We start from the raw sequence: 24,981 nt of genomic DNA, 5'->3' as shown, positions 1-24,981 counted from the left end.
CGACGTCAACCCGTGGTTTTTTCCGTTGCGCAGGCGGTACTTCTGGCCGCACCATGCGTTGAGCGCGCCATGCAGAAACTCTGGTTTATCACCAACATCAAATCGGGCACCGCTACTCCCGCCAAGGCCGACGCGATTGCGACGTTGTTTGCAGAGCGGGGGCTGACTCTGGTCGGGCGCACCGCTTTTCCCGACGACGCCTTGCCGACCCCCGAATCGCTCGATGCGGCGGGGGTCGATACCGCAGTGCTTTTCGCCGGTGACGGCACGATCAATGCTGCGGTCAATGCGCTGGCGCAGTGGCGCGGCGCGGTGCTGATCCTGCCCGGCGGCACGATGAACATGCTCGCCAAGGCGCTGCACGGCTCGACCGATCCCGCCGCGATCGTCACCGCCGCGATCACGCGCGGGCGTAGGATCGCGCTTCCGGTGGTCGAGCTGCCCGAGCACCGCGCGCTTGTCGGACTCATCCTCGGGCCAGCTGCGAGCTGGGTGCGCGCGCGCGAAATGGTGCGGGCCGGACGGGTGCGCGGCCTGTTCCGTGCGCTGCGCCATGCGTGGCGGCGCACCTTCGGCCGTGGCATCCGGCTCGACGGCGTTCCCGGTCTCAAGCCCGGTGCGCAAGCGGTGTTCGTGCGCGCCGAGGCGGGGCAGCTCGACATCGCGGCGATCGACGCGCGCGATTTTCGCGCGCTGACGCGGCTCGGCTGGGAATGGGTGACGGGGGATTGGGTCGCCGCGTCCGAGGTGACGCAATGCCATGCCGCGACCTTTCGCACGCGTGGCGACAAGCCGGCGCTCGCGCTCGTCGACGGCGAACCCGTCATGCTCGACCCCGGCAGCGAGATCCGGATCGGCACGACGCGCGACCTCTTCATCACGACCAAAGAGGAGGCGTGATGCGCCTGTTTCATGTCAGCGACGTGCATTTCGGGCGCGAGGATGCGGCGGCGGTCGCGTGGTTCGGCGCGCTGGTCAAAGCCGAACAACCCGACGCGGTCATCATGACGGGCGACCTGACGATGCGCGCGCGGCAGCGCGAGTTCGCCGCGGGTCTCGAGTGGCTGCAGGGGCTCGGCGTGCCGGTGACGGTCGAGGTCGGCAATCACGATCTGCCCTATTTCAACCCGATCGACCGCTTCTTCCGCCCCTATCGGCGGATGACCAAGATCGAGCGGATGGTCGAGCAGCCGCTCGATCTGCCCGGTGTCGCGATCGTGCCCTTGGTGACGACCGCGCGGGCGCAGTGGCGGTTCAATTGGTCGAAGGGCAAGGTCAGCCGCGGTGCGCTGGATCGCACGCTCGCCTTGCTGGCCAAGGTGCCTGCGGGCAAATTGATCTTCATCGCCTGCCATCACCCGTTGGTCGAGCCCGAGACGCGGACCTCGGCGCAGACGCATAACGGGGCGGAGGCGCTCAAGGCGCTGGCGGCGGCGGGTGCGACTGCGGTGCTGACGGGGCATGTCCACGACCCGTTCGACATCGCGCATGACGTCGACGGCAATATCGTGCGGATGATCGGCGCGGGGACACTGTCGGAGCGGACGCGCACGACGCCGCCGTCGTTCAACGAGATCCGCGTTGCCGACGGCCGCTTCGACGTACTGCTGCGGACGATGACTCCCGCACCCGACCGACCGCTCGCGCGCGAACGGGTCGGCTGAGCCGAGCCGAATCAGCCGTCGGCGGGCCGGGCGGGGAAGGTGACGGCGATGCAGGTGCCCTCGCCAGGCCGCACCTCGACGACGCCGTCTAGGCTGCGCGCGAGCGTGCGGATCAGCTGGACGCCGAGGCTTGCCGAAGATCGGTTGTGAGGGTCGAACCCCGGCGGGAGCCCCTTGCCGAAATCGCACACCGTCATGACGACCGAGTCGCCCTCGGTCCGCGCGGCGACGAGCACGCGACCGCCGGCATCATCATAGGCGTGTTTGGCCGCGTTGGTGACGAGTTCGGTGATCAGCAGCCCGACTGCGACCGCCTGATCGGCATGGAGCGACACCGCGTCGGCTTCGCACTCGATCCTGACGTTGGGGAGCTGCCCGGAAAGGCTCGCGCAGAGATCTTCGGCGAGCGCGGGGAGCTCGATCCGTCCGGTATCCTGGCGCCACAATTGATCGTGCGTCCGGGCGATGGCGATGATGTGGCCCGAGGCTTCGTTGAGCGCGCTCGACACTTCCGGGAGCGGATTGCCGCGCGATTGGAGATGGAGGATGCTCGACAGCATGGTCAGGCTGTTCTTGACGCGGTGACTCGCCTCGCGGACGAGCACCTTCTGATAGTCGAGCGCCTCGGCAAGGCGGCGTTCATAGTCCTGCCGATCCATCGCGACGCCGAGCAAATTGGCAAAGCCCTGCAGGAAGGCGATGTCGGCGGCCTCGAACTGGCCGGCGCTGGGGCTGTCGACTTCGAGCACGCCCCATGGCCCCGCCGTGGTCGAGATCAGCACGTTGATCGCGCGGCGGACGCCGTGCTCGACCATGATCTGCGGCGTGCGGAAGCGGTCCTCGCCCTCGAGATGGTTCGAGATGACGGGGGTGCCGTTCTGGAAGGCGAAGCCCGCGGGCGACTTGTCGTCGGCGGCGAGGCTGACGACCCCGATCACTCCGGCACGCCCACCCGACGCCGGCGCGAAAGAGGAGGTCGTGCTGTTCCGGTCGGTATTCGAGCACCTTGCACAGCCCGGTCCGCATCCCGTCGGCCGCCATCTCGGCCGCCTTGGCGAGCAGGGCTTCGTTGTCGCGGCATTGCAGCGCGAACAGCCCGAAATCGGACAGGATTGCCTGCTGCTGGAGGCGATAGCCGAGCAGCGATCCGGCACCGACCTGCTCGATTGCGGCGGTGAAGGATGTCGGTTCGTTCGTCGCGCAGTCGGGCGTCTCGACTACATCGTCCGATGGACCATCAAGCAAGGCGGTCTGGCCCGCGGCAGGCGGCATGCGATCGTCGGTCAAAACCCGGACATCCCTTTTCGTCATTGTCTGGCGGTTGCGCGTACTTCAGCGCGGGTGCGTCGCAATTCAAGATCGCGCCGCTCGGGTCCGCCTGAACCGAAAAAGGGCGGCCCGTTGCCGGACCGCCCCTTTTGCGTACCACAGATCCGAAAGCTTAGCGCTTCGAGAACTGGAAGCTACGACGGGCCTTCGCCTTGCCGTACTTCTTACGCTCGACCGTGCGGCTATCGCGGGTCAGGAACCCGGCTGCCTTGACGGGCGCACGCAGGATCGGCTCGAAGCGGGTAAGCGCCTGGCTGATGCCATGCTTGACCGCGCCGGCCTGGCCCGAAAGGCCACCACCCTTGACGGTGCAGACGACGTCATAGGCACCGTCACGCTCGGTCACGCCGAACGGCTGGTTGATGACGAGGCGCAGCGTCGGACGTGCGAAATACACTTCCTGGTCACGACCGTTGATCGTGATCTTGCCGGTGCCGGGCTTGATCCAGACGCGTGCAACGGCGTCCTTACGACGGCCGGTCGCATAGGCGCGGCCGTACTGGTCGAGGATCTGCTCGCGCAGCGGCATCGGCTCGTGCGTCGGCGCTGCGGGGGCAGCAACGTAATCTTCGCCCGTGGCAGGCGCGGTCGTCGCAGCGGCTGCGGGTGCCGGCGTGTTGGTCAGGCCGGCGAGATCGGCGAGGGACTGGCGGTTGTCGGACATCAGTTGCCCACCTTGTTCTTGCGGTTCATGCTGCCGATGTCGAGGACTTCGGGGTTCTGCGCTTCGTGCGGATGCTCGGTACCGGCGAAGACGCGCAGGTTGCGCAGCTGGGCGCGACCCAGCGGCCCGCGCGGAATCATCCGCTCGATGGCCTTTTCGATGATCCGCTCGGGGAAACGACCCTCGAGGATCTTGCCGGCCGCGACGCCCTTGATGCCGCCGGCATAGCCGGTGTGGCGGTAGTAGATCTTGTCCTTGAGCTTGTTGCCCGTGAACCGCACCTTGTCCGCGTTGATGATGATGACATTGTCACCGCAATCGACGTGCGGGGTGAAGCTCGGCTTATGCTTGCCGCGCAGGATGTTGGCGATAATCGACGCCATACGGCCGACGACCAGACCGTCGGCATCGACGATGATCCATTTCTTCTCCACCTCATGCGGCAATGCCGGCTTGGTGGTCTTCATCAGCGCCTTCATGGGGCTTGTGACCTTTACATGCTAAAATGACAGATGCCGCCCCTTCGAGGACGGCACCGTTGAACGCGCTATTGCTGTGGAGACGCGGCAAAGTCAAGCAAAGTGCGGGTTTGCTGACGGGTAACAGGATACCGGGGTAGGTGCCGGCCGTCAGATCGTGCGGCGCCCGACGGCAAACGCCGCATCGGCGGCAGCGATGACGAGTAACGCGGCATTGGCCTGGTGCGCGACCGCAACGCCGATTTGGACCCCGCTGAGCAATGTCGTGATGCCGAGCACGATCTGGACGCAGACCAAGCCGATCAGCACCAGCGCGACGCGGGGAGCGCCGGCGCGCCGCGCACGTGCCGCCAGCATCATCATGCCGCCCGCGACCGCAAAGGCGAGCCAGCGATGGATGAACTGCACGACGATCGGGTTGTCGAACAGGTTGCGCCACAGCGGATCGGTGAAAGGCGTCGCCATCGGGAAAACCGCGTCGCCCATCAGCGGCCAGCTCGCAAAGGCGTAACCGGCGCGCAGGCCCGCGGTAAGCGCGCCGAACAGGATCTGCACGAACAGCAGCGTGATCGCGATCGCGGGGACAAGGCTCAACCGGGCCGGGCGCGCGAGCCGGTTGTCGGCGAGCGCGCGCAAATCGAGCGCGGTCCACACCATGCCCGCGAGCGTGAACAATGCGGTGAGCAGATGCGTCGCGAGCCAGCCCGGCGCGACCTCGGTCCGTCCGCTCAGCCCCGACCGTACCATCAGCCAGCCGAACGTGCCCTGCAGCGCGATCAGCGAGAACAGCGCGACGAGGCGCACGAGATAGCCGCGCGGGATCCGCCGCCGCACCGCGAACCATACGAGCGGCACGAGAAACGCGAGGCCGATCACGCGGCCGAGCATGCGGTGAAGATATTCCCAGAAGAAGATCGCCTTGAAGCCGGCGAGCGTCATGCCCTGGTTGAAGGCCTCGTATTGCGGGATCGTGCGATAGTTGGCGAATTCGGCCTGCCACTGCGCGTCGGTCAGCGGCGGGATCGAGCCGCTGAGCGGCTTCCACTGCGTAATCGATAGCCCCGATTCGGTCAGTCGCGTGATCCCGCCGATCACGACGATCGCGACGATCAGCGCCGCGACGAAGAGCAGCCAGTTGGACAGCGTCCGCGGGCGGACGGTGGAGGGGAGCGAAGACGCCTGGAGCATCGGGTGATCCTACGCTTCGCCGGGGGCCGCGTCGATTGGACAATGCGTCCGACCTGCGATCCGCGTGTTCATGGCTGGGTGGGCAGGCCTTTGCGCTTTTCCTCCTGCTCGGCGATCGGGGGGACACCGTTTGCTCGGCGAAGCGCGTCCGACAGGAGATCGCGACGATACGGCTCTTGCGACCAGTCTGAACCGGTCGAACGCCGAAACTGCGTCCCATAGATTTGCGGCTGCCCGATGCTCTGGAGATAGCGGTCGAGCGTCGCGGCCGCAATCCATGCGGCCTCGGGCTTGCCACGCGCTGCCGCGATCACCGCCAGTGCGTGTGCGGTCAGATAATCCTCGGGCAGGTCGCCATGCTGATAGACGTAAGCGGCATGGTAGAAATCGTCGGCGCTGTGCAGCGATCCCGTGCCGAGCAGCTCTTGCGTCCGTGTCCGGCGGGCACGGTCGGCCGGACGCACCAGTTTCCAGTCGATCGGGGTTTTGCTCATGCGCACCGCCTGATCGGCGTCGTAGATCGCCGTCATCTCGGCGTTGGATGGCCTGGTCGCATCTGACATGTCGATGCTTTCCGGCCCCGCTGCGGCAGGGGTCGCGAAGGCAGGCGTGGCGCACAGCAACAGCAGACTGACAAGCACGGCACGCATGGCGGGTTCTCCAAGGCCTTGGAATGGTGGCGAATGCTAGGCGCCAACAGGGGTGACGCGCCAGATCGATCGTCTCACCACCACAAAAAAACATCGATGATATGTTGTAACCTGACCGCCGACATGCCACATGGCGAGCAGCATGACGACTCTCGCACAAACCCCCGCCATCCGGTGGATCGAACAGCGGTTCGACACGATGGCGATCGGCCTGTCGGGGCTATGCATGGTGCATTGCATCGCGAGCTCGGTGTTCATCGCGCTCGCCTCGACCGCGGGCGGACTGTTACTCAACCCGCTGTTCCACGAAATCGGGCTGACGATCGCGATCGGCTTCGGCGTGTTCGCGCTCGGGCGCGGGATCTTCACGCATGGCTATATGATGCCGGCAGTGGTCGGTTCGGCCGGGCTCGGCACGATGGCCGGCGCGATCTCGCTGCCGCATGACGGATCGGGGATGGAGACGGTGTGGACGCTGATCGGCGTGGCGACACTCGCGCTCGGCCACGACCTCAACCGCCGCGCCGCCAACTGACCGACTGAGTCGCGCCGTTGCGGGGAGGGCCCGCACCGCCTATCTCTGTCCCATGGCCACGCATCATCATACCGAGCCGCAAGGCGCCGATCTCGCGCTGGCCGCACAGGCGACGCTCGAGCGTTCGGGCGAACAGTGGACCGCGATGCGTGCCAATATCTTTCGCGCGCTTGCCGGGTTCGACAAGCCGGCCTCGGCCTATGACATCGCCGAGGCGGTCTCCAAGGCCGAAGGGCGCCGCGTCGCCGCCAACAGCGTGTACCGCATCCTCGATCTGTTCGTCGGCGCCAATCTGGCGCGGCGGGTTGAGAGTTCGAACGCCTATATCGCCAACGCGCATCCCGATTGCCTGCACGACTGCATCTTCCTGGTGTGCGACAGCTGCGGGCAGACGACGCATCTCGATGACGACCGGATCACCAAGGGCGTGCGCTCGGCGGCGGAAGCCGCGGGTTTCTCGCCGGTGCGCCCGGTGATCGAAGTGCGCGGCAAGTGCGCCGACTGCGGCTAGGCCAGGTCCTTGCCCATCCGCACGCCCGGCACCGGCGTGCCGCGCTCGGCCATCCTGGCGACCCGCTTGATCTCCTGATAGCCCGCCGCACGGTACAGCGGCTCGCCCGACAGCGTCGCCATCAGCTCGACCCGCCCGAAGCCGGCGGCGCGGGCGGCGTCCTCGCACAATGCGAGGATCAGGCGACCGATGCCACGGCGCACGAAGCCGGGGTCGGTGTACATCGCGCGGATCCGCCCGGGTTCGGTCGCCGGATCGAGCGTCCGGGCATCGCGTGGCGCCGCACCGGCGTTGCCGCCATAGAGCGTGGCGCGGTAGCTCCAGCCGCCGCAACCGACGGGTTGCCCGTCCTGCTCGACCACGAAATAGGTGCGGTCGGCGATCAATTGCGTGTCGAGCCCCATGCTCAACCGGCTCGCCGCGATTTCGTCGGGCGACAGGAAACCGTGCTGCAGCGTATCGATCGCGCGCTCCATCAGCGCGGCGATCGCGGGGATGTCGGCCTCGTCGGCGAGGCGATGGCTGAGCGCGGTCATGGCATTTCCCCCCGGGACGAGTCGGCGCGATGTGATGCCGCAAAGTACGGTGCGTCAAGAATGTGTGCGTGGCGATCGAGGTAATCGACAGGCGGATTGCACCACGCTAAGCAGGCCGGATGGTCGATATTCTCCAAACGCCGCTGCTCGACACGGTGAACATTCCCGCCGATCTTCGGACGCTTGCCCCCACCCAGCTCCGCCAGCTTGCCGACGAGCTCCGCCAGGAGACGATCGCAGCCGTTGGCGTCACCGGTGGCCATCTGGGCTCGGGCCTTGGCGTGGTCGAACTGACGGTCGCGATTCACTATGTGTTCGACACGCCCAACGACAAGCTTGTCTGGGACGTCGGGCATCAATGCTATCCGCACAAGATCCTCACCGGTCGGCGCGAGCGGATCCGCACGCTGCGCATGGGTGGCGGCCTGTCGGGCTTCACCAAGCGCTCCGAGAGCGAATATGATCCGTTCGGCGCAGCCCACAGCTCGACCTCGATCTCGGCCGCCTTGGGCTTCGGCGTCGCCAACAAGATCGCCGACAAGCCCGGCAAGGGTATCGCGGTGATCGGCGACGGCGCGATGTCGGCCGGCATGGCGTATGAGGCGATGAACAACGCAGCCCAAGCGGGCAACCGGCTGGTCGTGATCCTCAACGACAATGACATGTCGATCGCACCGCCGGTCGGCGGGCTGTCGGCCTATCTCAGCCGCATCGTGTCGAGCCGCGAGTTTCTCGGCCTGCGCGATCTCGCCAAGCGGCTCGCCAAGAAGCTGCCGCGGCCGATCGCTGCGGGGATGCGCAAGACCGACGAATTCGCCCGCGGCATGGCGATGGGCGGCACCTTGTTCGAGGAGCTCGGCTTCTATTATGTCGGCCCGATCGACGGCCATAACCTCGACCAGCTGATCCCGGTGCTCGAGAATGTCCGCGATGCCGAAGAGGGCCCGATCCTCGTCCATGTCGTGACCAAGAAGGGCAAGGGCTATGCCCCCGCCGAGGCCGCAGCGGACAAGTATCACGGCGTGCAGAAGTTCGACGTCATCTCGGGCGTGCAGACCAAGGCGCCCCCCGGGCCACCGCAATACCAGAACGTGTTCGGCGCCCAGCTCTCCAAGGAAGCCGAGACCGATCCGCGGATCTGCGCGATCACCGCGGCGATGCCGTCGGGCACCGGGCTTGACGCCTTCGCCAAAGCGCATCCCGAGCGTTTCTTCGACGTCGGCATCGCCGAGCAGCATGCCGTGACCTTCGCGGCCGGCCTCGCCGCGCAGGGGATGCGCCCGTTCTGCGCGATCTATTCGACCTTCCTGCAGCGCGCCTATGACCAGGTCGTCCACGACGTCTGCATCCAGAACTTGCCGGTGCGTTTCGCGATCGACCGTGCAGGCCTCGTCGGTGCCGACGGCGCGACGCATGCCGGGTCGTTCGACGTCGCCTATCTCGCCACGCTGCCCAACATGGTGGTGATGGCGCCGGCCGACGAAGCCGAGCTGGTGCATATGACGCACACCGCGATCCTGCACGACAGCGGGCCGATCGCGGTGCGCTATCCACGTGGCAACGGCACCGGGGTCGAGCTTCCCGCGGTTCCCGAGGCGCTCGAGATCGGCAAGGGGCGGATCGTGCGGCAGGGGCACAAGGTCGCGATCCTGTCGCTCGGCACGCGGCTCGGCGAGGCGCTGCGCGCGGCCGAGGCGCTCGAGGCGAAGGGGCTGTCGACGACGGTCGCCGATCTGCGCTTCGCCAAGCCGCTCGACGAGGAGCTGATCCGCAAGCTGCTCACCACGCACGAGGTCGCGGTGACGATCGAGGAAGGTGCCGTCGGCGGTCTCGGCGCGCACGTGCTGACCTTCGCCAGCGACACCGGGCTGATCGACGCGGGGCTCAAGCTGCGCACGATGCGGCTGCCCGACATCTTCCAGGACCAGGACAAGCCCGAGCTGCAATATGCCCAGGCCGGGCTCGATGCCGAGGCGATCGTCGAGACGGTGCTCAAGGCGCTGCGGCACAATTCGGGCGGCGTGGTCGAGGGCGCGCGGGCGTAAGCGCTGCTAGACAGCCCCTCCCGGCAACGGGAGGGGCTGTGCTCGCCGCACGCGGAAAGTCACGCGAAAGTCACACCATCACGGGCGTCAGGCGCTCTCGTCGCGCGGCGGCATCGGCGTGTAATCAACCTCGAGCAGCATATCGACATCGCCCGGCACATCGACCAGCGATTCGAGCGAACCGGGCAGCGTGAAGCGCGCATCGGCCATCCGCTGTTCGACGCTCTGCTGCTCGACGCCGCGCCCGCCGAAGGTGCTTGGCAACAGGTGCTGGAGCAGAAACATCATCATCTTGTCCGACGGCACGCTCATCTCGGACATCAGCATGCCGCCGCGCCACACCTCGCGCGGCGTGCCGACCACCGCGCGCTCGAACGCGATCGCGGTGAGCCGGCCGGCGGCGACCATCAGCGCCTCGTCCCACGCCTTGGCGAAGCCAGCGCCCGCCGGGTGGCGGCGCAAGCGATAGGCCGAGCGCGGGCGAATCCCCGCCGCCTCGGCCGCGACCGAGACGCAGCCGGTATCGGCAAGCGTCGCCAGGAAATCGCGCTGGCGCTCGGCGGTCCTGCCGTCCTTGCGGACGCGCAGGCGGGCTTCAGCCATCTCGACGCGGATCCGGCGCTCGGCCTCGACGCGGAAATATTCGCGGGGGTACAGGTCTTCGAAATCGGACATTGTGCCACCTCCGTTTTTGGGCGGCACACCATTTAACCCAAATGGTACGTGTAGGACAGCCGGTTTTTGTTGCAGACCGGACGGGGCGTGGCCTTGGCCGAGCGGCCTGGCCGGTGTGGGACGGCCGTGTTGCCCGGCGGGCCGCGCGCTGGGGGTGGGGGGCGCGAGATGCCGCTGGCAATCGCCCGCGATGTTCCGCATCTGGAGGCCTCCTGCTTCCTGAAAGTCCGCGCTCATGTGCTTTTCGGCCACCGCCAGTTTTACCGCCTCCGCCGTCCTCGGGGTGGTCGGGGTGGCGACGCTGCGGCATGTCCGCGAGCCGCGCGCCTTGCTGTTCGCGTGCGTGCCGTTGCTGTTCGCGGTGCACCAGTTTTCCGAAGGGATGGTGTGGCTCGCGCTCGAGGGGCGGCTCGGGGCGACGGCGGTCGACCATAGCGTGTTCCTCTTCACGCTCTATGCGATCGGGATCCTGCCGCTGCTGATGCCCGTCGCGGTGGTGCTGATGGAGCCGCCGGGGTGGCGGCGGCGCGTGATCCTTGGCCTGTGCGGCGTGGGGGCGGTGGTGTTCGCGTGGGACATGACCGGCCTCGTCGTCGCGCCGACCTGCGCGGTGATCGAGCAGCATTCGATTACGTATGCCAACCCGATCACCAGCCAGATGTGGGTGTCGCTGCTCTACATCCTCGCGACGTGCGGGGCGCTGCTGCTGTCGACGCACCGGGTGGTGCGGGGGTATGGGGTTTTGAATGTGATCGGGCTGACGATCGTGCATCTGGTCAAGGGCTATGCGTTCGCGTCGGTGTGGTGCTTCTATGCCGCGATGCTGAGCGTGGTGCTGTATCGGCAGTTCAACCGGCAGGACATCGATGTGGCGACGCCTAACGGGACGAGCGCGCCGAGGCGGCCGTTTGTTTTGTCTTGGTTGCGGGGGTGACCTTGAATCCTCCCCCGCCAGGGGGAGGTGGCGCGTATGCGCCGGAGGGGGAGGTAAGAGTGCGCTCTCTTGCAAAGGACACCGCTTCCGCCCCCTCCGTCGGCCTGCGGCCGCCACCTCCCCCTGGCGGGGGAGGATTGAACGGTCGCAAGCGGCGATTTTTCATAATGCGCAAACGGTGATACACTCGCGAGCATGAAGCCGATCGCGATCCCCGCCGAGAAGGTCTCCGAGCAAGCTGGCGAGCCCGACCCCGGCTATGCGGCCTGGGAGCGCGCGAAGATCGAGCGCGGATTGGCGCAAAGCCGCGATCGTTCGGCGATGATCCCGGTCGAGCAGGTGTGGCGCGACCTCAAGCTTGAAGGTTAACCTCACGCCGCAGGCGCGGGACGATCTGGTCGCGATCCGCGATTGGATCGCGCAGGACAATGAGCGCGCCGCCGAGCGGGTGGTGAGCCGGATACTTCAGACCGCGATGATGTTCGGGCAGTTCTCGAAGCTTGGGCGTGTCGGCGAGGTTGCGGGGACGCGGGCTTTTGCGGTGCCCGGGCTGCCGTATCGGATCGTCTACGCGATCGCGCCCGAGGGCGAGATCGATGTTCTGACGGTGCTGCATACGCGGCGACGGTATCCGCCTCTCGTTTAGGCAGCTGTTCGTACCAGTTCCCCGGCAGCGTCGAGCCGGCGATGTAGGGCATCGGCGGACAGTTCGAAGCCATTGGGCCAGATTAGCGCACCGCTTTCGATGAAAGCACGCTCAAAGAATGCGGGGGCGGAGAGGGGGCGAATCATCACCGTGTCGCGAACGATATAGTCCGCGGCGGACCAGCGTGCGGTGGATCAGTCTCAAAACGACAGACGCGCAGTGGAGTCTCGATCGGGATTGCCCGTGACGAGCTTAATCCGCATCGCTAGGCGTGTCGTTTACATTCAATCCTATGTCGCTTCATTGCCACCGTCACAAAAAGTCATCAGAGGGGTAGCTTCCGTCGGCCACATTCCAGAATATCTGTTTCGGTAAGTCGTACGCCGTCTTATCCCGAACGTGTCTGAGTATTCAATTTTTCCATGACAAAACAGTGCCATGGAACCCGACCTTATTCCGGAAATCTTTTGGCCGGTAAGGGTTCTGCCAATCGAGCGGATGGCATTGATCGTCCCGCCGGAAGGGAGGTCGGTCTCGGATCTTCGTTCGAGGCAATCAGGAAGCATCAGGTTGTGTTCATTAGCGACGGGCAACACTTGGAGTTCGCTGTAGTGTAGCACGTCAAATGCGGGTGTCTTTCCCGTATTGCGAAGCAACATAATGGCTCCGGGTTGGTTTCGGGCAGGACCTTTGGTCGCCCGCCCAAGAGATATAGATTCTACGAAAATATAAGCACGGCTTTGCCGCTCCTCAGAGAGTCGGCTGTTGTCGATAGCCTTCTCCGCGGCTGCAGCACTTCGCTCAGTCTCTAGAGCGGCCTTTTTTTGCCCAGCGAGCAGCTATAATCGCAGCGACAAGCGTTCCAGTTCCAATCGCTAAACCAACGAAGGCCGCAATTGCTTGCCATGCGGCGTATCTTGATTGATCTATTGCAGCATTGGCCGCAATCGCACCACAAGATTTATCGTGCTGATAGGCGCCTTTGCAAAAATCTTCGTCGCTAGGTGTTGATTTCGCCGACCGTTGGATTTGGATAGGCGATCCGTGACGATTCGGGGCGGCTAGTTTGTATTGTGGAGCCGCCCCCGTTAGTATTAGCCAACTGATGGATGCGAGTAGAACCAGCCGATAGTTTTTTACCATTAGCTTGAGTCTCGCCCCCGTCCACTTGTCGAACCTGGATTTACTCCGCTGCCACCCCAGCGCGCGAGAACATATCCCCCGCGTCGCCGGCATCCTCGTTCGCCACGGCAACCCCGACACCCGCCTTCGCCTTCTGGCGCTTGTCGAAGCCGTCCCAAACCTCGTTCCAGTTCCCGCGCGTCGCCGCCTTCGAATATTCGGTGGCGCGCTGTTCGAAGAAGTTGGCGTGCTCTACGCCGTTGAGCATCGGCGCGAGCCAGGGGAGGGGGTGTTCGTCGATCATGTAGATCGGCTTCATGCCCAGCTGCCCAAGGCGCCAGTCGGCGATGTAGCGGATGTACTTCTTGATCTCCTTGGGGGTCATGCCGTTGACCGGGCCCATCTCGAACGCGAGATCGATGAAATTGTCCTCGAGCCGGACGGTGTGCTGGCACATGTCGGCAATGTCGTCGCGCACCGACTTGGTCATGCAGTTGCGCTCGGCGCAGAAGGCGTGGAACAGCTTGATGATGCCCTCGCAGTGGAGGCTCTCGTCGCGGATCGACCAGGTGACGATCTGCCCCATGCCCTTCATCTTGTTGAAGCGCGGGAAGTTCATCAGCATGGCGAAGCTGGCGAAGAGCTGCAGCCCCTCGGTGAAGCCGCCGAACATCGCGAGCGTCTTGGCGATGTCCTCGTCGGTGTCGACGCCGAAGGTCTGCAGGTAATCGTGCTTGTCCTTCATCTCGCTATATTCGAGGAAGGCGCCGTATTCGCTCTCGGGCATGCCGATCGTGTCGAGCAGATGGCTGTAGGCGGCGATGTGCACCGTCTCCATGTTGCTGAACGCGGCCAGCATCATCTTGATCTCGGTCGGCTTGAAGATGCGGCCGTATTTCTCGTGATAGCAATCCTGCACCTCGACGTCCGCCTGGGTGAAGAAGCGGAAGATCTGCGTCAGCAGGTTGCGCTCATGGTCGCTGAGCTTCTGCGCCCAGTCGCGGCAATCCTCGCCCAAGGGCACTTCCTCGGGCATCCAGTGGATCTGCTGCTGGCGCTTCCAGAAATCGAACGCCCAGGGGTATTCGAACGGCTTATACTGCTTGCGGGCTTCGGTGAGGGACATTGGGGTACTCCGGGACTGTGTTCTGAAAATGGGGTAAGACGGGGAAGGGTTCAGGCGGCGACGCTCCAGCGCCACATCGCGCTGGCCGACATCAGCAGCACGATACCGAGCGACAGCGCCATGATGCCGATCATGCGGAAGGCGTAGACCTTCCCCGGCGCGCTCGGCCGCGCAAGCGATAGCAGGAGGCCCGCACCGATCAGCGTGAACAACGCGGCGACCGCGTACATGATCCCGATCGACAGGCTCATCGCCGTACCACGCGCGTGACGTAAACGGTGCGCGTGCGGTTCGCGCCGACGCCGAGGAAGACGATGCCGATGAAGAAGCCGAAATCGTACCAGCCGCCCTGGTTGGGGACGGCATAGACGGCGATATCGGGCACGAACAGCGACAGCACCCAGGCGACCGGGAAGATGAAGCCGTGCCACACGCCGAGCAGGAAACCGGGCGTGTCGGCGGTGTGCTGCACCGCGCTCGACACCTGATGCGCGCACGCGGCGAGCAGCAGCGGGGCAGCCAGCAAAGCGTTGCGGAGGCGTAATATTCGCATCATCGAATCTCCCGTGCATCCAATGCACCAACGGCGCGTTGGGGGCTCGTAATCATAGCACAGGAGCTACCATCATGGTCGACGCATCGCAGATCCAGGAACATGCCGAAGTCATCGGCGCAGACGGCGTCCATGTCGGCACCGTCGATCACGTCGAGGGCGGTCGTATCAAGCTGACCAAGAAGGACTCGGGGGCGCAGGTCAACGAGGGTTCGGGTTCGCATGAAGGGCATCACCATTACATCTCGCTCGGCCTTGTTGCCGATGTCGAGGGCGGCAAGGTGCGGTTGTCCGCCAATGCCGACGTGGCGGTGACGTTCGAAGAAGAGAAATAAGCTCACTTTTCCCTCTCCCATCGGGAGAGGGAAGGGGCCCGCCGCGTCAGCGGTGGGAAGCATGAGGGTGCGACGGCTGCGGTCGGCCGCGCCCTTTTTCTTTGGACGGTCACCCTCACCCTTCCCAAGCTTCGCTTGGGCCCCTTTCCTCTCCCGGAGGGAGAGGGAGATTTGGGCGATCACGCCGTCGGTGTTGGCGAGCACGTCGTTGTTCCAGAAGCGCAGCACGCGGTAGCCTTCGTCTTCGATGAAATGCGTGCGGGCAGCGTCATAGCCTTCCGCTTCGCTATGCTGGCCGCCGTCGACCTCGATTACCAGTTTCGCGCCGAAGCTCAGGAAGTCGGCATAGTAAGGGCCGATCGGGACCTGGAAGCGCCATTTGAGCTGCGGGAACGTCTCGCGCAGCGCGCGGCGCAGGCGCTTTTCCGCCTCGGTCGCATTGCGTCGAAGGTCCCGCGCGCGCGTCACGGTGCCAGAAGGCTGATCCCGGTAGAGTCGCATGTCACCCTCACCCTTCCGCGGCTTCGCCGCTCCCTTCCTCTCCCAAAGGGAGAGGAAATTGGCGCGCGCTGCAGCCCCTCTCCTAGCGGGAGAGGAGTTTCGGGTCGGTCATGCCCCCGGCATGACCTGAACAGCGCTGGGCGCTGTTCACCCGAAACTGGCCCATTGCGGCAGCAATGGGAGGGTGAGGGTGACTTACTCCCACCTCACTGGCACGCCAGAGTGCCGAGCGCGAAGCCAATGATCCGGGGGATCATTGGCACGCCAGGCACTCGTCGTAATCGGTCGTTTCGAACTCGTATTGCGGCTTCTCGATCGTGTTGTCGTTCTCGACCCCGCCTGCGAACCCGGCGCGCTGGATGCTCTTCGAGCGCAGGTAATAGAGCGACTTCACGCCCAGCTCCCACGCGCGGAAGTGGAGCATCAGCAGGTCCCACTTCTCGACATCGGCCGGGATGAACAGGTTGAGCGAGGTCGACTGGTCGATGAACGGCGTGCGATCGGCCTGAAGCTCGATCAGCCAGCGCTGGTCGATCTCGAAGCTGGTCTTGTAGCAATCCTTCTCTTCCTGATCGAGGAAGTCGAGATGCTGGACCGAACCGCCCTGCTCGAGGATCGAGTTCCAGATCGCGTCGCTGTTCTTCGACTTCTCGATCAGCAGCTTCTCGAGATACGGATTCTTGATCGAGAACGAGCCCGACAGCGTCTTGTGCGTGTAGATGTTCGCCGGGATCGGCTCGATGCACGCCGAGGTCCCGCCGCAAATGATCGAGATCGACGCGGTCGGCGCGATCGCCATCTTGCAGCTGAAGCGCTCCATCACGCCCATGTCGGCAGCGTCGGGGCACGGCCCGCGCTCGGTCGCGAGGTGCATCGAGGCCTCGTCCACCTGGCCCTTGATGTGGCGGAACATCCGCAGGTTCCACGACTTGGCCATCGCGCCCTCGAAGGGCAGGCCGCGCGCCTGGAGGAAGCTGTGGAAGCCCATCACGCCGAGGCCGACCGAACGCTCGCGCATCGCCGAGTAGGCGGCGCGCTCCATGCCGGGTTCGGCGCGGTCGATGAAGTCCTGCAGGACGTTGTCGAGGAAGCGCATCACGTCCTCGACAAAACCCTTCTCGTCCTTCCACTGGTCCCACGTCTCGAGGTTGAGCGAGGACAGGCAGCAGACCGCGGTGCGATCGTTGCCGAGATGATCCTTGCCGGTCGGCAACGTGATTTCCGAGCACAGGTTCGAGGTCGAGACCTTGAGCCCGAGGTCGCGGTGATGCTTGGGCATGCCCTTGTTCACATGATCGGCGAAGACGATGTACGGCTCGCCGGTGGCGAGGCGCGTCTCGACCAGCTTCTGGAAGAGCGAACGGGCATCGACCGTCGCGCGGACCGAGCCGTCCTTCGGGCTCGTCAGGTTCCACTCGCTGCCGGCGCGGACCGCTTCCATGAAGGCGTCGGTGATCAGCACGCCGTGATGGAGGTTGAGCGCCTTGCGGTTGAAATCGCCCGAGGGTTTGCGGATCTCGAGGAATTCCTCGATCTCGGGGTGCGAGATGTCGAGATAGCAGGCGGCCGACCCGCGGCGCAGCGAGCCTTGCGAGATCGCGAGCGTCAGCGAGTCCATCACGCGGACGAACGGGATGATGCCCGAGGTCTTGCCGTTGAGGCCGACCGGTTCGCCGATGCCGCGGACATTGCCCCAATAGGTGCCGATGCCGCCGCCGCGCGAGGCGAGCCAGACATTCTCGTTCCAGGTGTCGACGATGCCGCCGAGGCTGTCGGGCACCGAGTTGAGGAAGCACGAGATCGGCAGGCCGCGTCCGGTGCCGCCGTTCGACAGGATCGGCGTGGCGGGCATGAACCACAGCTTCGAGATATAGCCGTATAGCCGCTCGGCGTGGCCCGCGTCATCGGCATAGGCCGAGGCGACGCGGACGAACAGATCCTGGAAGGTCTCGCCCGGGAGCAGATAGCGGTCCTTGAGCGTGTCCTTGCCGAAATCGGTCAGCAATGCATCGCGCGAATGGTCGACCTCGACCGGGTAGAGCTGGACATGGATCTCCTTCGAATCGCTACGCGCGGAGAGCTTGCGGTCGGCCGTGCCCTTCCCATCGTCGGAGGGTGCCGCAGCGGCGGCGAGCGCCTCGATCATATCGGTGGCCATGTCGGTACTCACTTCCCCGGTATCCCGAAAATCCATATTTCGCGTCCCTGTAAACTCGTTCAAACCTGTGTCGACCGGGACCGCCTCTGTTCCCGATCCGTTCGAATCGGGAAGCGAGCTCCCAGCATAGCATTTCGTGGGCGAACGCCAGAACAAAAACAGACCATCCCGCGGTACAATCGCAGGACAGATCATTACCGCAATATAGGGTTGCGGGTCATGATTCACTAGCTCTTGGGTTCGGCCCCGAACTCAACCCCTACAGATTGTGCCGGATTGCGCGAGGACACAAGACGGTAAATGACACATTCGGGACTCGGTTCGTCGCTAATCCGCGACGCTTGGCGGACGGCCTCGCGAGCCCGTCCCGCGCGACGCGCGGTCAAAGCTGGCCTCGCTCAAACGCAAGAGACCGAAGCGGGAACGTGACAATATTTTCACGCCTCGGCGAAAAGCGCCGCCGGTAGTGTGACGATCGCGTCCAGGCCCCCAAGCGACGCCGCCTTGAGCACCAATGTCCCGCCATAGAGCGTCGCGAGTTCGTATGCGATCGACAGACCGAAGCCGTGGCCATCGCCGCGTTCGTCGAGCCGCTGGCCCGCGGCGAGCGCCGCCGTGCGCGCCTCGGGGGCGATGCCCGGGCCGTCGTCGGCGATGCTCAGGCGGAGGAAGCGCGGGTCGGGCGCCGGCGCGGCGGTGACCGCGATCCGCGTGGCGGCGAAGCGCCAGGCATTGTCGAGCAGATTGCCGATCAGCTCGTCGAGATCCTGGCGATCGACCGCGACGCTGAGCGCGGGGGCGATCGTCGCGCTGGCGGTGACGCCACGCTCGGCATGGATTCGCGATAGCGCGGTCGTCAGGTCGGCGACGACCGGAGCGAGCGGGGTTGCAAAGCGCAGCCCGCTGCCCGGCGTCGCGGCGCGCGCGCGACCGAGATGGTGGCGCACCGCCTGATCGATCCGCGCGACCTGTGCGGCGAGCGTGCCGTCGGGATCATGCGCCGGCAGTGCGAGCGCGAGCGTGGCGAGCGGGGTCTTGAGGCCATGCGCCAGGTTCGCGACGTGCCCGCGCGCATTGGCGAGCGCGGCGGCGTTTTCGGCGAGCAGCGCGTTGATCTCGTGCGCGAGCGGGGCGAGCTCGGTCGGCTGATCCTCGGGCAGCGTTCGCGCGGTGCCGGCGCGGATCGCGGCGAGGCCGGTGCGCATCGTCTTTAAGGGGCGCAGGCCGATCCGGAGCTGGACGAGCGTCGCGGTTGCGAGCGCTATGCCGAGCAGGAGCAGCGCGCCGAGCAGCGGCGCCATTGCGGCGCGCAAGGGACGATCGACGATCGCGCGCGGCGCCGATGCGGTGATGCGCACCGTGCCGGCGGGGGTGGCGAGCGTCAGGCTGCGTGCGTGGCGCATGCCGTCAACGCCACGCCAGTCGAGCGCTTGCGCGCGGTCGCCGCGGTCGGGTGGGCCGAGGTTTCGGTCGTGCGGCCCGTCGGGCGGGGGCGGGCCTAACCGGGACGCCGGACGTGTCGCGGGCGTGGGCAAGGATGGAAGGGGCGGGACGCGTGTCGCGTCGAGCTCGGGCGCGGCGGGCGAGGTGATCGTGCGGCCGGGCGCGTCGATCCGCCAGCCCCAGCCGCCGGCGGCATCGGCATACGGCGCGGCAAGCACGAGGCGCGCGCGGTCGATCGTGCCGTCGGGGCGGACGGCTTGCTCGAGCACCGCGATCTGCGCGTCGAGCCGCTCGTCGAGCCCGTGCATCACGAAGCGATCGAGCACCGCGCCGATCGTCACCGCGGCAAAGGCGAGCGCGGCGAGCGTGGCGACGAGCGCGGTGACGAGGAGGCGACCGTAGAGCGAGCGGGGGAGGAGGGTCATGGGGTCTGGGCAGGCGTGCAACCCGCAAGCCCCTCCCCTTCAGGGGAGGGGTTGGGGTGGGGAAGTAACGGACGACACGCTCGGTGAGACACCGCCCCACCCCCAACCCCTCCCCTGGAGGGGCGGCGCGGCGCGTGTCTGGCCAGGGCGGCAATTGTGGCGATCAGCGCGCTCACCCTTCGACCATCCGGTACCCGCGCCCGCGCACGGTCTCGATTGCTTCGGCGCCGATCTTCTTGCGCAGCCGGCCGATGATCACCTCGAGCGAGTTCGAATCGGGGTCCGAATCGCCCTCATAGACATGGTCGAGCAGATACAGTCGCTCGACCACCACGCCCTTGCGCAGCATCAGCGCCGAGAGCACGCGCCATTCGAGCGCGGTGAGCCGCAGCGGGAGGCCGTCGAGCTCGACCTGGCCAGTCTGCGAATCGAACGCGACGCGGCCGCACACGATCCGCGCCGCGGCATTGCCCGTCGCGCGGCGCACCAAAGCGCGGAGCCGCATGACCAGTTCCTCGACGCGGAATGGTTTGGTCAGATAATCGTCGGCGCCGGCGCGAAAGCCCGCGACCTTTTCCGACCAGCCGTCGCGTGCGGTGAGGATCAGCACGGGCAGCACGCGCCCGGCGGCGCGCCATTCCTCGAGTACGGTGATCCCCGATTTGATCGGCAGGCCAAGATCGAGCACCGCGGCGTCATAGCCGCCGGTATCGCCAAGATGCGCGCCATCCTCGCCATTGGCCGCGACATCGACCGCGAAATGCTCGGCGCGCAGCGCTTTTGCGATTCCCTCGGCGAGCGCCGTGTCGTCCTCGACCAACAATATCCGCATGTCCTGAGTCCTTTGCACCGCGCGCTAGGCAGATTGCCTAAACCGAGACTGAACCGACAAGTTCAGCGCGGTGTCGGGACGCTCCCGTAGAAAGCGGTCATCAACCAAGCAGGAGTGCAATGATGACCGACCAAATCGAAGGCCCCCAGGCCCCGTTCGACACCGTGGCGGACCACCGCCCGCGCCGCAAGCTGCCGGTGCGCACCGCGATCGTCGGCGCCGCGCTGCTCGCGCTCGGCATCGGTGGCGGTGCGACGATCGCGCAGATGACCGGCCCCTCGGTCGAGATGGCGCCGCTCAACCCGGTGGCGATCCGTTCGCTCGCCGATAGCGGCAGCGTGATCAGCGTGCGCGGCCGCGTTGCCGAAACCTATGGGCCGATGTTCGTGCTGACCGACGGCAGCGGTCGGGCGCTGGTCGACCTCGGGCGGCAGGGTGATGGCACCGGCCTCGTCAGCACGGGGCAGGCGGTGACCGTCCAGGGCCATTATGGCCGCGGGATGATCCATGCCTCGTTCCTCGTCGCCGCCGACGGCAAGGTCGTCGCGCTGCGCCCGATGGGCCCGCCGCATCACGGTCCGGGTGGTCCCGGTGGTCCCGGTGGTCCGGGCGGGCCCGATGGTCCCGATGGTCCGCGCCACGGTCCGCGCGGTCCGGGCGCCGGACCCGATGGCGGCCCTGGTGCCAACGACGCCCCGCCGCCACCGCCGCCGCCCGCAACGGGCACGGCTGCGCCCACCGCACCCGCTGCGGCGCCAGCCGCCGCGACGGCACCCGCCGCTCCGGCGAACCGCGCGGGCTGAGGCTGCGGCTCCCCTCCCGAGCGGGAGGGGAGCCGCATCACCCGGCCTTGCGGGCAGCCGGTGGGGTCGCGAGGCGGTCGAGGTTGAAATTCTCGGTGAAGGCGAGGCCGGCCTTGCCGTCGGCCGCCCAGCGCAGCGTGGCGGGGAACATCTGGTCGTCGAGCAGTTCGATCAACACTTCGAGCTCGCCCGTCCCGGCCTCGACATCGATCCCGTCGATCATCGCGCCCGTCGTCGAGAGGTTGCGGATCCGCACCTCGCCGACGACGTCGCCCGCCTGGATCCGTGCGGTGCGCAGCATCGCGGTACGCGGGCTGCGACTGATGCGGTAGCCGCTGGCGATCGCACGGCCGGCGCCTGCTGTCAGCTGTTCGAGGACGTCGGCCGCGCGTGCCGGCTTGCCATAGACATAGCCCTGGATGTGGCTGCAGCCGAGTTCGCGGATCAGCGCGATCTCGTCGTGATTCTCGACCCCCTCGGCGGTCGTCTCCATGCCGAGCGTCTCGGCGAGGCTGACGATCGCCTTGATGATCGCGGCGTTGCGATTGCCCGCGATCGCAGCACCCCGCACGAAGCTCTGGTCGATCTTGATCTTGTCGAACGGCGCCTTCTTCAGATAGCCGAGCGACGAATAGCCCGTCCCGAAATCATCGAGCGCAAGCCGCACGCCGCAGCCCTTGAGCGTCTTGAACATCTGCTCGGTCGCGGCGTTTTCGTCGACGAACACGCCCTCGGTGATCTCGAGTTCGAGCCGGTGCGGCGCGATCCCCGATTTGGCGAGCGCCGAGGTCACGACCGTCGGTAGCGCGGGGTTGGCGAACTGGATCGGCGAGACGTTGACCGCGACGCGCACATCCTTCGGCCAGTCGGCCGCATCGAGACAGGCAGTGCGCAGCACCCATTCGCCGATCGATTCGATCAGCCCGCAATCCTCTGCAACGGGGACGAAGTCGGCGGGACTGATCAGCCCGCGCGTCGGATGCTCCCAGCGCAGCAGCGCCTCATAGCCGACGATCCGCTCGGTCGTGGTGCTGACGACGGGCTGATAGGCGACGAAGAACTGGTTGGCGGCGAGTGCATCGCGCAGATCGTCCTCGAGCTGCTTGCGGCTTTGCGCGCCAGCGAGCATTTCGGGGCGGAAGAAGCGGTGGATGCCGCGACCGTCGCCCTTGGCGGCATAAAGCGCGAGATCGGCGTTGCGGACGAGGGTTTCGGCATCATGGCCGTCCTCGGGCGCGATCGCGACCCCGATCGAGCAGCCGATGCTGATCGCCGAGCCCTCGATCGTATAGGGTTGCGACAGGTCGAAGATGACGCGCCGCGCGAGATCGCCGAGCCGGACGCGGTCGGTCTCGTTGGGCAGAATTACCTGGAATTCGTCGCCGCCGAGCCGTCCGACGAGACCGTCCGCGCCGATCGCGCGCTGGACGCGTTGCGCGACCTGCTTGAGCAGCGCGTCGCCGGTGTGGTGGCCGAGCGTATCGTTGACCGATTTGAAGCGATCGAGATCGAGCAGGAACAGCGCACTGGTGCGCGGCGAGACGCTGCTCGCGCTCAGCGTCTGTTCGAGCGAGAGGCGCAACCGCTGGCGGTTGGCGAGACCGGTGAGGCCATCGAACAATGCGAGCCGCGTGATCTCGGCATCGGCGCGGCGCGTCTCAGTGAGGTCGCTGCCGCTGCCGACGAAGCCGACGAACTGGCCCGTCTCATCGGTGAACGGCCGACCCGAAATCGACCACCAGCGGCCGAGCTTGGCGGTGCTCGCCGGGCGCACCGAATAATTCGAAAAGGCGGTGCGCGCAGCGAGGTGGAAGCCGAGCGTGCGTTCGGTTTCGGGCGAGGCGCTGTCCATCCGGAAGACCGCCGGCAGGGGATGGCCGAGCACGGGCGCATCGGCAGATTCGAGCTCGGCAGCAACCTTGGCCGAGACATAGCTCAGGCAACCCTCGGCATCGGTGCGCCAGAACCAGCCGTTCGAGTGCGCTTCGAATTCGTCGACCAGCAGCCGGGCAAGGCGATCGCGCGAATCGCATTCGGCATATACGACCGGGGTGCGCCGGCGCGCCCAGAACAGGCCGGCGGCGGCGCCGCTCAGCGCGAGCGCGAGGGCAAGAATCGATAGGATAAGCGGCGAGACGTACATCCCTGCTGCTATACGGCGTGATCCTTTCCAAAATCCTTGTATGCGGACGATCGCAGCGCGATCGCTCTCAGGGGCCGTGCGGCGGACGGCTTGGCGGGCGGCGGACATGGCTTTAAGGCCGCGGCGACAGGAGTAGCCCCATGACCACCATCATCCGCGAAGCCGATCTGATCGAAAGCGTCGCCGACGCGCTGCAATTCATCTCATTCTACCACCCGATGGATTATATCCGCGCGCTGGGCGAAGCGTATGACGCCGAGCAGGGACCGGCGGCCAAGGACGCGATCGCGCAGATCCTGACCAATTCGCGGATGTGCGCCGAGGGGCATCGCCCGATCTGCCAGGACACCGGCATCGTCAACGTCTTCATCAAATGGGGCATGGACTGCCGCTTCGACGATACCAGCCGCTCGCTGCAGGAGATCGTCGACCAGGGCGTTCGGCTTGCGTACCTCAACCCCGAGAACAAGCTGCGCGCCTCGGTGCTCGCCGATCCGGCGTTCACGCGCCGCAACACCAAGGACAATACGCCGTGCGTGCTCCACGTCGACATGGTGCCGGGCTCGCGAGTCTCGGTCGATGTCGCGGCGAAGGGCGGCGGCAGCGAGAACAAGTCGAAGTTCAAGATGATGAACCCGTCCGATTCGATCGTCGACTGGGTGCTCGAGATGCTGCCGCAGATGGGGGCAGGGTGGTGCCCGCCGGGGATGCTCGGTATCGGCATCGGCGGGACCGCCGAGCATTGCGTGCTGCTCGCCAAGCAGGCGCTGATGGAGCCGATCGACATGGGGCCGTTGAAGGCGCGCGGGCCGAAGACCGACATCGAGGCGCTGCGGATCGAGATCTTCGACAAGGTCAACGCGCTGGGCATCGGCGCGCAGGGGCTGGGCGGTCTGTCGACGATCCTCGACGTCAAGATCATGGACGCGCCATGCCATGCCGCGGGCAAGCCCGTCGCGATGATCCCGAACTGCGCGGCGACGCGCCATGCGCATTTCGTGCTCGATGGGTCGGGCCCGAGCTTCCTCGAGGCGCCCAAGCTCGACGAATGGCCCAAGGTCGACTGGCAGCCCGACAGCGCCGCGATCCGCGTCGATCTCGATACGCTGACACCCGAGATGGTGCAGGGCTGGAAGCAGGGCGACCGGCTGCTGCTCAACGGCAAGATGCTCACGGGCCGCGATGCCGCGCACAAGCGGATCAGGGACATGCTCGATGCGGGCGAGCCGCTGCCGGTCGAGTTCAAGGGCCGCGTGATCTATTATGTCGGACCGGTCGATCCGGTCGGCGACGAGGTGGTGGGGCCGGCTGGCCCGACGACGGCGACGCGGATGGACAAGTTCACACGGATGATGCTCGATCAGGGGCTGCTTGCGATGGTCGGCAAGGCCGAGCGCGGGCCCGATGCGACCAAGGCGATCGCCGAGGGCAAGTCGGCCTATCTGATGGCGGTCGGCGGGGCGGCGTATCTCGTCGCGCGCGCGATCAAGGGATCGAAGGTCGTCGGGTTCGCGGATCTCGGGATGGAGGCGATCTACGAATTCGAGGTCGAGGATTTCCCGGTGACGGTGGCGGTCGATTCGACCGGCGCGAATGTCCACCAGCTCGCGCCGCTGGTGTGGAAGGAGAAGATCGCGCGCGAGGGGTTGCTGGTGTGACGGTGGCGATTGTCGGGAAACTCGCG

Annotated in this window: 26 protein-coding genes and 1 pseudogene; 11 read left to right on the top strand and 16 right to left on the bottom strand. The window is 66.1% G+C overall.

Annotation, left to right across the window (positions count from 1 at the left end; translation table 11 throughout):
* Positions 1 to 69: 69 nt before the first annotated feature.
* Positions 70 to 900, top strand: coding sequence for a diacylglycerol/lipid kinase family protein (locus ACVWYO_RS03295; protein WP_457348764.1), 831 nt, complete (start codon positions 70 to 72; stop codon positions 898 to 900).
* Positions 897 to 1,664: a metallophosphoesterase family protein gene (locus tag ACVWYO_RS03290; protein WP_457348763.1), complete on the top strand. Its 768-nt coding sequence runs from the start codon at positions 897 to 899 to the stop codon at positions 1,662 to 1,664. The genes ACVWYO_RS03295 and ACVWYO_RS03290 overlap by 4 nt, the downstream gene beginning before the upstream one ends.
* Before the next feature lie 11 nt (positions 1,665 to 1,675).
* Here ACVWYO_RS03290 and ACVWYO_RS03285 read toward each other — a convergent pair whose 3' ends face one another.
* The 5 genes from ACVWYO_RS03285 to ACVWYO_RS03265 all read right to left on the bottom strand — a co-directional run bounded on the left by ACVWYO_RS03285 (position 1,676) and on the right by ACVWYO_RS03265 (position 5,974).
* Positions 1,676 to 2,602: a sensor histidine kinase gene (locus ACVWYO_RS03285; RefSeq protein ID WP_457348762.1), complete on the bottom strand. Its 927-nt coding sequence runs from the start codon at positions 2,600 to 2,602 to the stop codon at positions 1,676 to 1,678.
* Positions 2,603 to 3,105: 503 nt separating this feature from the next.
* Positions 3,106 to 3,657, bottom strand: coding sequence for a 30S ribosomal protein S9 (gene rpsI, locus ACVWYO_RS03280; RefSeq protein WP_457348761.1), 552 nt, complete (start codon positions 3,655 to 3,657; stop codon positions 3,106 to 3,108).
* The gene (gene rplM, locus ACVWYO_RS03275) at positions 3,657 to 4,136 is read right to left on the bottom strand and encodes a 50S ribosomal protein L13 (RefSeq protein WP_010185350.1); all 480 of its coding nucleotides are present in this window, start codon (positions 4,134 to 4,136) and stop codon (positions 3,657 to 3,659) included. Before rplM ends, rpsI begins: the two co-directional genes overlap by 1 nt.
* 150 nt (positions 4,137 to 4,286) lie before the next feature.
* On the bottom strand, positions 4,287 to 5,324 hold the full coding sequence (locus tag ACVWYO_RS03270) for a COX15/CtaA family protein (RefSeq protein WP_457348760.1): 1,038 nt from the start codon (positions 5,322 to 5,324) through the stop codon (positions 4,287 to 4,289).
* Between the two features lie 68 nt (positions 5,325 to 5,392).
* Entirely contained in the window at positions 5,393 to 5,974 is a 582-nt protein-coding gene (locus ACVWYO_RS03265) for a hypothetical protein (protein WP_457348759.1), read from the bottom strand.
* A 142-nt stretch (positions 5,975 to 6,116) separates the two neighbouring features.
* Here ACVWYO_RS03265 and ACVWYO_RS03260 point away from each other — a divergent pair, with 142 nt between their 5' ends.
* On the top strand, positions 6,117 to 6,509 hold the full coding sequence (locus ACVWYO_RS03260; RefSeq protein ID WP_140851722.1) for a MerC domain-containing protein: 393 nt from the start codon (positions 6,117 to 6,119) through the stop codon (positions 6,507 to 6,509).
* Positions 6,510 to 6,561: 52 nt separating this feature from the next.
* Positions 6,562 to 7,020 carry a Fur family transcriptional regulator gene (locus tag ACVWYO_RS03255; RefSeq protein ID WP_010185354.1) on the top strand — a complete coding sequence of 153 codons (459 nt, stop codon included), beginning with the start codon at positions 6,562 to 6,564 and terminating at the stop codon, positions 7,018 to 7,020.
* On the opposite strand, the gene ACVWYO_RS03250 is transcribed toward ACVWYO_RS03255, so the two are convergent.
* Positions 7,017 to 7,556, bottom strand: a complete 540-nt coding sequence (locus ACVWYO_RS03250; protein ID WP_457348758.1) for a GNAT family N-acetyltransferase — start codon at positions 7,554 to 7,556, stop codon at positions 7,017 to 7,019. The genes ACVWYO_RS03255 and ACVWYO_RS03250 overlap by 4 nt on opposite strands.
* A gap of 119 nt (positions 7,557 to 7,675) precedes the next feature.
* On the opposite strand from ACVWYO_RS03250, the gene dxs reads away from it, so the two are divergent.
* Positions 7,676 to 9,601, top strand: coding sequence for a 1-deoxy-D-xylulose-5-phosphate synthase (dxs, locus tag ACVWYO_RS03245; protein ID WP_457348757.1), 1,926 nt, complete (start codon positions 7,676 to 7,678; stop codon positions 9,599 to 9,601).
* Positions 9,602 to 9,688: 87 nt separating this feature from the next.
* On the opposite strand, the gene ACVWYO_RS03240 is transcribed toward dxs, so the two are convergent.
* A complete protein-coding gene (locus ACVWYO_RS03240) occupies positions 9,689 to 10,276 on the bottom strand; it encodes a hypothetical protein (protein ID WP_457348756.1) in 588 nt (195 codons plus the stop codon).
* 235 nt (positions 10,277 to 10,511) lie between these two features.
* On the opposite strand from ACVWYO_RS03240, the gene ACVWYO_RS03235 reads away from it, so the two are divergent.
* The 3 genes from ACVWYO_RS03235 to ACVWYO_RS03225 all read left to right on the top strand — a co-directional run bounded on the left by ACVWYO_RS03235 (position 10,512) and on the right by ACVWYO_RS03225 (position 11,856).
* The gene (locus tag ACVWYO_RS03235) at positions 10,512 to 11,210 is read left to right on the top strand and encodes a DUF6629 family protein (RefSeq protein ID WP_457348755.1); all 699 of its coding nucleotides are present in this window, start codon (positions 10,512 to 10,514) and stop codon (positions 11,208 to 11,210) included.
* Positions 11,211 to 11,405: 195 nt separating this feature from the next.
* On the top strand, positions 11,406 to 11,579 hold the full coding sequence (locus tag ACVWYO_RS03230; RefSeq protein WP_457348754.1) for a hypothetical protein: 174 nt from the start codon (positions 11,406 to 11,408) through the stop codon (positions 11,577 to 11,579).
* Positions 11,569 to 11,856 (top strand): type II toxin-antitoxin system RelE/ParE family toxin, encoded by a 288-nt coding sequence (locus tag ACVWYO_RS03225; protein ID WP_457348753.1) that lies wholly within the window; start codon positions 11,569 to 11,571, stop codon positions 11,854 to 11,856. The genes ACVWYO_RS03230 and ACVWYO_RS03225 overlap by 11 nt, the downstream gene beginning before the upstream one ends.
* A gap of 801 nt (positions 11,857 to 12,657) precedes the next feature.
* Here the strand turns inward: ACVWYO_RS03225 and ACVWYO_RS03220 are convergent.
* Genes ACVWYO_RS03220 through ACVWYO_RS03205 form a run of 4 tightly spaced genes read right to left on the bottom strand, consistent with a single transcriptional unit; the run spans position 12,658 to position 14,660 of the window.
* Entirely contained in the window at positions 12,658 to 12,999 is a 342-nt protein-coding gene (locus ACVWYO_RS03220; RefSeq protein WP_457348752.1) for a hypothetical protein, read from the bottom strand.
* Positions 13,000 to 13,039: 40 nt separating this feature from the next.
* The gene (locus ACVWYO_RS03215; RefSeq protein WP_457348751.1) at positions 13,040 to 14,104 is read right to left on the bottom strand and encodes a ribonucleotide-diphosphate reductase subunit beta; all 1,065 of its coding nucleotides are present in this window, start codon (positions 14,102 to 14,104) and stop codon (positions 13,040 to 13,042) included.
* 50 nt (positions 14,105 to 14,154) lie between these two features.
* Positions 14,155 to 14,355 (bottom strand): hypothetical protein, encoded by a 201-nt coding sequence (locus tag ACVWYO_RS03210; RefSeq protein WP_457348750.1) that lies wholly within the window; start codon positions 14,353 to 14,355, stop codon positions 14,155 to 14,157.
* Complete coding sequence (locus tag ACVWYO_RS03205; RefSeq protein WP_457348749.1) at positions 14,352 to 14,660, bottom strand: hypothetical protein; 309 nt, start codon at positions 14,658 to 14,660, stop codon at positions 14,352 to 14,354. The genes ACVWYO_RS03210 and ACVWYO_RS03205 overlap by 4 nt, the downstream gene beginning before the upstream one ends.
* 71 nt (positions 14,661 to 14,731) lie before the next feature.
* Between ACVWYO_RS03205 and ACVWYO_RS03200 the strand changes: the two genes are divergently transcribed.
* The gene (locus ACVWYO_RS03200) at positions 14,732 to 14,992 is read left to right on the top strand and encodes a DUF2171 domain-containing protein (protein ID WP_457354843.1); all 261 of its coding nucleotides are present in this window, start codon (positions 14,732 to 14,734) and stop codon (positions 14,990 to 14,992) included.
* A 168-nt stretch (positions 14,993 to 15,160) separates the two neighbouring features.
* Here the strand turns inward: ACVWYO_RS03200 and ACVWYO_RS03195 are convergent.
* The 4 genes and pseudogenes from ACVWYO_RS03195 to ACVWYO_RS03180 all read right to left on the bottom strand — a co-directional run.
* Positions 15,161 to 15,493 (bottom strand): annotated as a pseudogene (locus ACVWYO_RS03195) (endonuclease domain-containing protein); the annotation flags it as partial.
* Positions 15,494 to 15,746: 253 nt separating this feature from the next.
* The gene (locus tag ACVWYO_RS03190; RefSeq protein ID WP_457348748.1) at positions 15,747 to 17,687 is read right to left on the bottom strand and encodes a ribonucleoside-diphosphate reductase subunit alpha; all 1,941 of its coding nucleotides are present in this window, start codon (positions 17,685 to 17,687) and stop codon (positions 15,747 to 15,749) included.
* Between the two features lie 401 nt (positions 17,688 to 18,088).
* Positions 18,089 to 19,519, bottom strand: a complete 1,431-nt coding sequence (locus ACVWYO_RS03185) for an ATP-binding protein (RefSeq protein WP_457348747.1) — start codon at positions 19,517 to 19,519, stop codon at positions 18,089 to 18,091.
* A 172-nt stretch (positions 19,520 to 19,691) separates the two neighbouring features.
* Positions 19,692 to 20,351: a response regulator gene (locus tag ACVWYO_RS03180; RefSeq protein WP_140851706.1), complete on the bottom strand. Its 660-nt coding sequence runs from the start codon at positions 20,349 to 20,351 to the stop codon at positions 19,692 to 19,694.
* Positions 20,352 to 20,473: 122 nt separating this feature from the next.
* Here ACVWYO_RS03180 and ACVWYO_RS03175 point away from each other — a divergent pair, with 122 nt between their 5' ends.
* Positions 20,474 to 21,154 (top strand): hypothetical protein, encoded by a 681-nt coding sequence (locus ACVWYO_RS03175; RefSeq protein ID WP_457348746.1) that lies wholly within the window; start codon positions 20,474 to 20,476, stop codon positions 21,152 to 21,154.
* A gap of 37 nt (positions 21,155 to 21,191) precedes the next feature.
* Here the strand turns inward: ACVWYO_RS03175 and ACVWYO_RS03170 are convergent, their stop codons facing one another.
* Positions 21,192 to 23,297, bottom strand: coding sequence for an EAL domain-containing protein (locus ACVWYO_RS03170; protein ID WP_457348745.1), 2,106 nt, complete (start codon positions 23,295 to 23,297; stop codon positions 21,192 to 21,194).
* 140 nt (positions 23,298 to 23,437) lie between these two features.
* Here ACVWYO_RS03170 and ACVWYO_RS03165 point away from each other — a divergent pair, with 140 nt between their 5' ends.
* On the top strand, positions 23,438 to 24,955 hold the full coding sequence (locus ACVWYO_RS03165; protein WP_457348744.1) for a fumarate hydratase: 1,518 nt from the start codon (positions 23,438 to 23,440) through the stop codon (positions 24,953 to 24,955).
* Positions 24,956 to 24,981: the final 26 nt, after the last annotated feature.

It is taken from the genome of Sphingomonas sp. UYP23 (genome assembly GCF_054059235.1).
This window is presented reverse-complemented; position numbering and strand designations above follow the sequence as displayed.

Excerpts from the sequence above, each read along its gene's own strand:
- rplM (WP_010185350.1), bottom strand. The coding sequence starts at position 4,136 with ATGAAGGCGCTGATGAAGACCACCAAGCCGGCATTGCCGCATGAGGTG.
- ACVWYO_RS03210 (WP_457348750.1), bottom strand. The coding sequence starts at position 14,355 with ATGAGCCTGTCGATCGGGATCATGTACGCGGTCGCCGCGTTGTTCACG.
- ACVWYO_RS03230 (WP_457348754.1), top strand. The coding sequence starts at position 11,406 with ATGAAGCCGATCGCGATCCCCGCCGAGAAGGTCTCCGAGCAAGCTGGC.
- ACVWYO_RS03200 (WP_457354843.1), top strand. The coding sequence starts at position 14,732 with ATGGTCGACGCATCGCAGATCCAGGAACATGCCGAAGTCATCGGCGCA.
- ACVWYO_RS03220 (WP_457348752.1), bottom strand. The coding sequence starts at position 12,999 with ATGGTAAAAAACTATCGGCTGGTTCTACTCGCATCCATCAGTTGGCTA.
- ACVWYO_RS03295 (WP_457348764.1), top strand. The coding sequence starts at position 70 with ATGCAGAAACTCTGGTTTATCACCAACATCAAATCGGGCACCGCTACT.
- rpsI (WP_457348761.1), bottom strand. The coding sequence starts at position 3,657 with ATGTCCGACAACCGCCAGTCCCTCGCCGATCTCGCCGGCCTGACCAAC.
- ACVWYO_RS03165 (WP_457348744.1), top strand. The coding sequence starts at position 23,438 with ATGACCACCATCATCCGCGAAGCCGATCTGATCGAAAGCGTCGCCGAC.
- ACVWYO_RS03180 (WP_140851706.1), bottom strand. The coding sequence starts at position 20,351 with ATGCGGATATTGTTGGTCGAGGACGACACGGCGCTCGCCGAGGGAATC.
- ACVWYO_RS03235 (WP_457348755.1), top strand. The coding sequence starts at position 10,512 with ATGTGCTTTTCGGCCACCGCCAGTTTTACCGCCTCCGCCGTCCTCGGG.
- ACVWYO_RS03260 (WP_140851722.1), top strand. The coding sequence starts at position 6,117 with ATGACGACTCTCGCACAAACCCCCGCCATCCGGTGGATCGAACAGCGG.
- ACVWYO_RS03265 (WP_457348759.1), bottom strand. The coding sequence starts at position 5,974 with ATGCGTGCCGTGCTTGTCAGTCTGCTGTTGCTGTGCGCCACGCCTGCC.
- ACVWYO_RS03215 (WP_457348751.1), bottom strand. The coding sequence starts at position 14,104 with ATGTCCCTCACCGAAGCCCGCAAGCAGTATAAGCCGTTCGAATACCCC.
- ACVWYO_RS03240 (WP_457348756.1), bottom strand. The coding sequence starts at position 10,276 with ATGTCCGATTTCGAAGACCTGTACCCCCGCGAATATTTCCGCGTCGAG.
- ACVWYO_RS03175 (WP_457348746.1), top strand. The coding sequence starts at position 20,474 with ATGACCGACCAAATCGAAGGCCCCCAGGCCCCGTTCGACACCGTGGCG.
- ACVWYO_RS03170 (WP_457348745.1), bottom strand. The coding sequence starts at position 23,297 with ATGTACGTCTCGCCGCTTATCCTATCGATTCTTGCCCTCGCGCTCGCG.
- ACVWYO_RS03270 (WP_457348760.1), bottom strand. The coding sequence starts at position 5,324 with ATGCTCCAGGCGTCTTCGCTCCCCTCCACCGTCCGCCCGCGGACGCTG.
- ACVWYO_RS03185 (WP_457348747.1), bottom strand. The coding sequence starts at position 19,519 with ATGACCCTCCTCCCCCGCTCGCTCTACGGTCGCCTCCTCGTCACCGCG.
- dxs (WP_457348757.1), top strand. The coding sequence starts at position 7,676 with ATGGTCGATATTCTCCAAACGCCGCTGCTCGACACGGTGAACATTCCC.
- ACVWYO_RS03255 (WP_010185354.1), top strand. The coding sequence starts at position 6,562 with ATGGCCACGCATCATCATACCGAGCCGCAAGGCGCCGATCTCGCGCTG.
- ACVWYO_RS03205 (WP_457348749.1), bottom strand. The coding sequence starts at position 14,660 with ATGATGCGAATATTACGCCTCCGCAACGCTTTGCTGGCTGCCCCGCTG.
- ACVWYO_RS03190 (WP_457348748.1), bottom strand. The coding sequence starts at position 17,687 with ATGGATTTTCGGGATACCGGGGAAGTGAGTACCGACATGGCCACCGAT.
- ACVWYO_RS03250 (WP_457348758.1), bottom strand. The coding sequence starts at position 7,556 with ATGACCGCGCTCAGCCATCGCCTCGCCGACGAGGCCGACATCCCCGCG.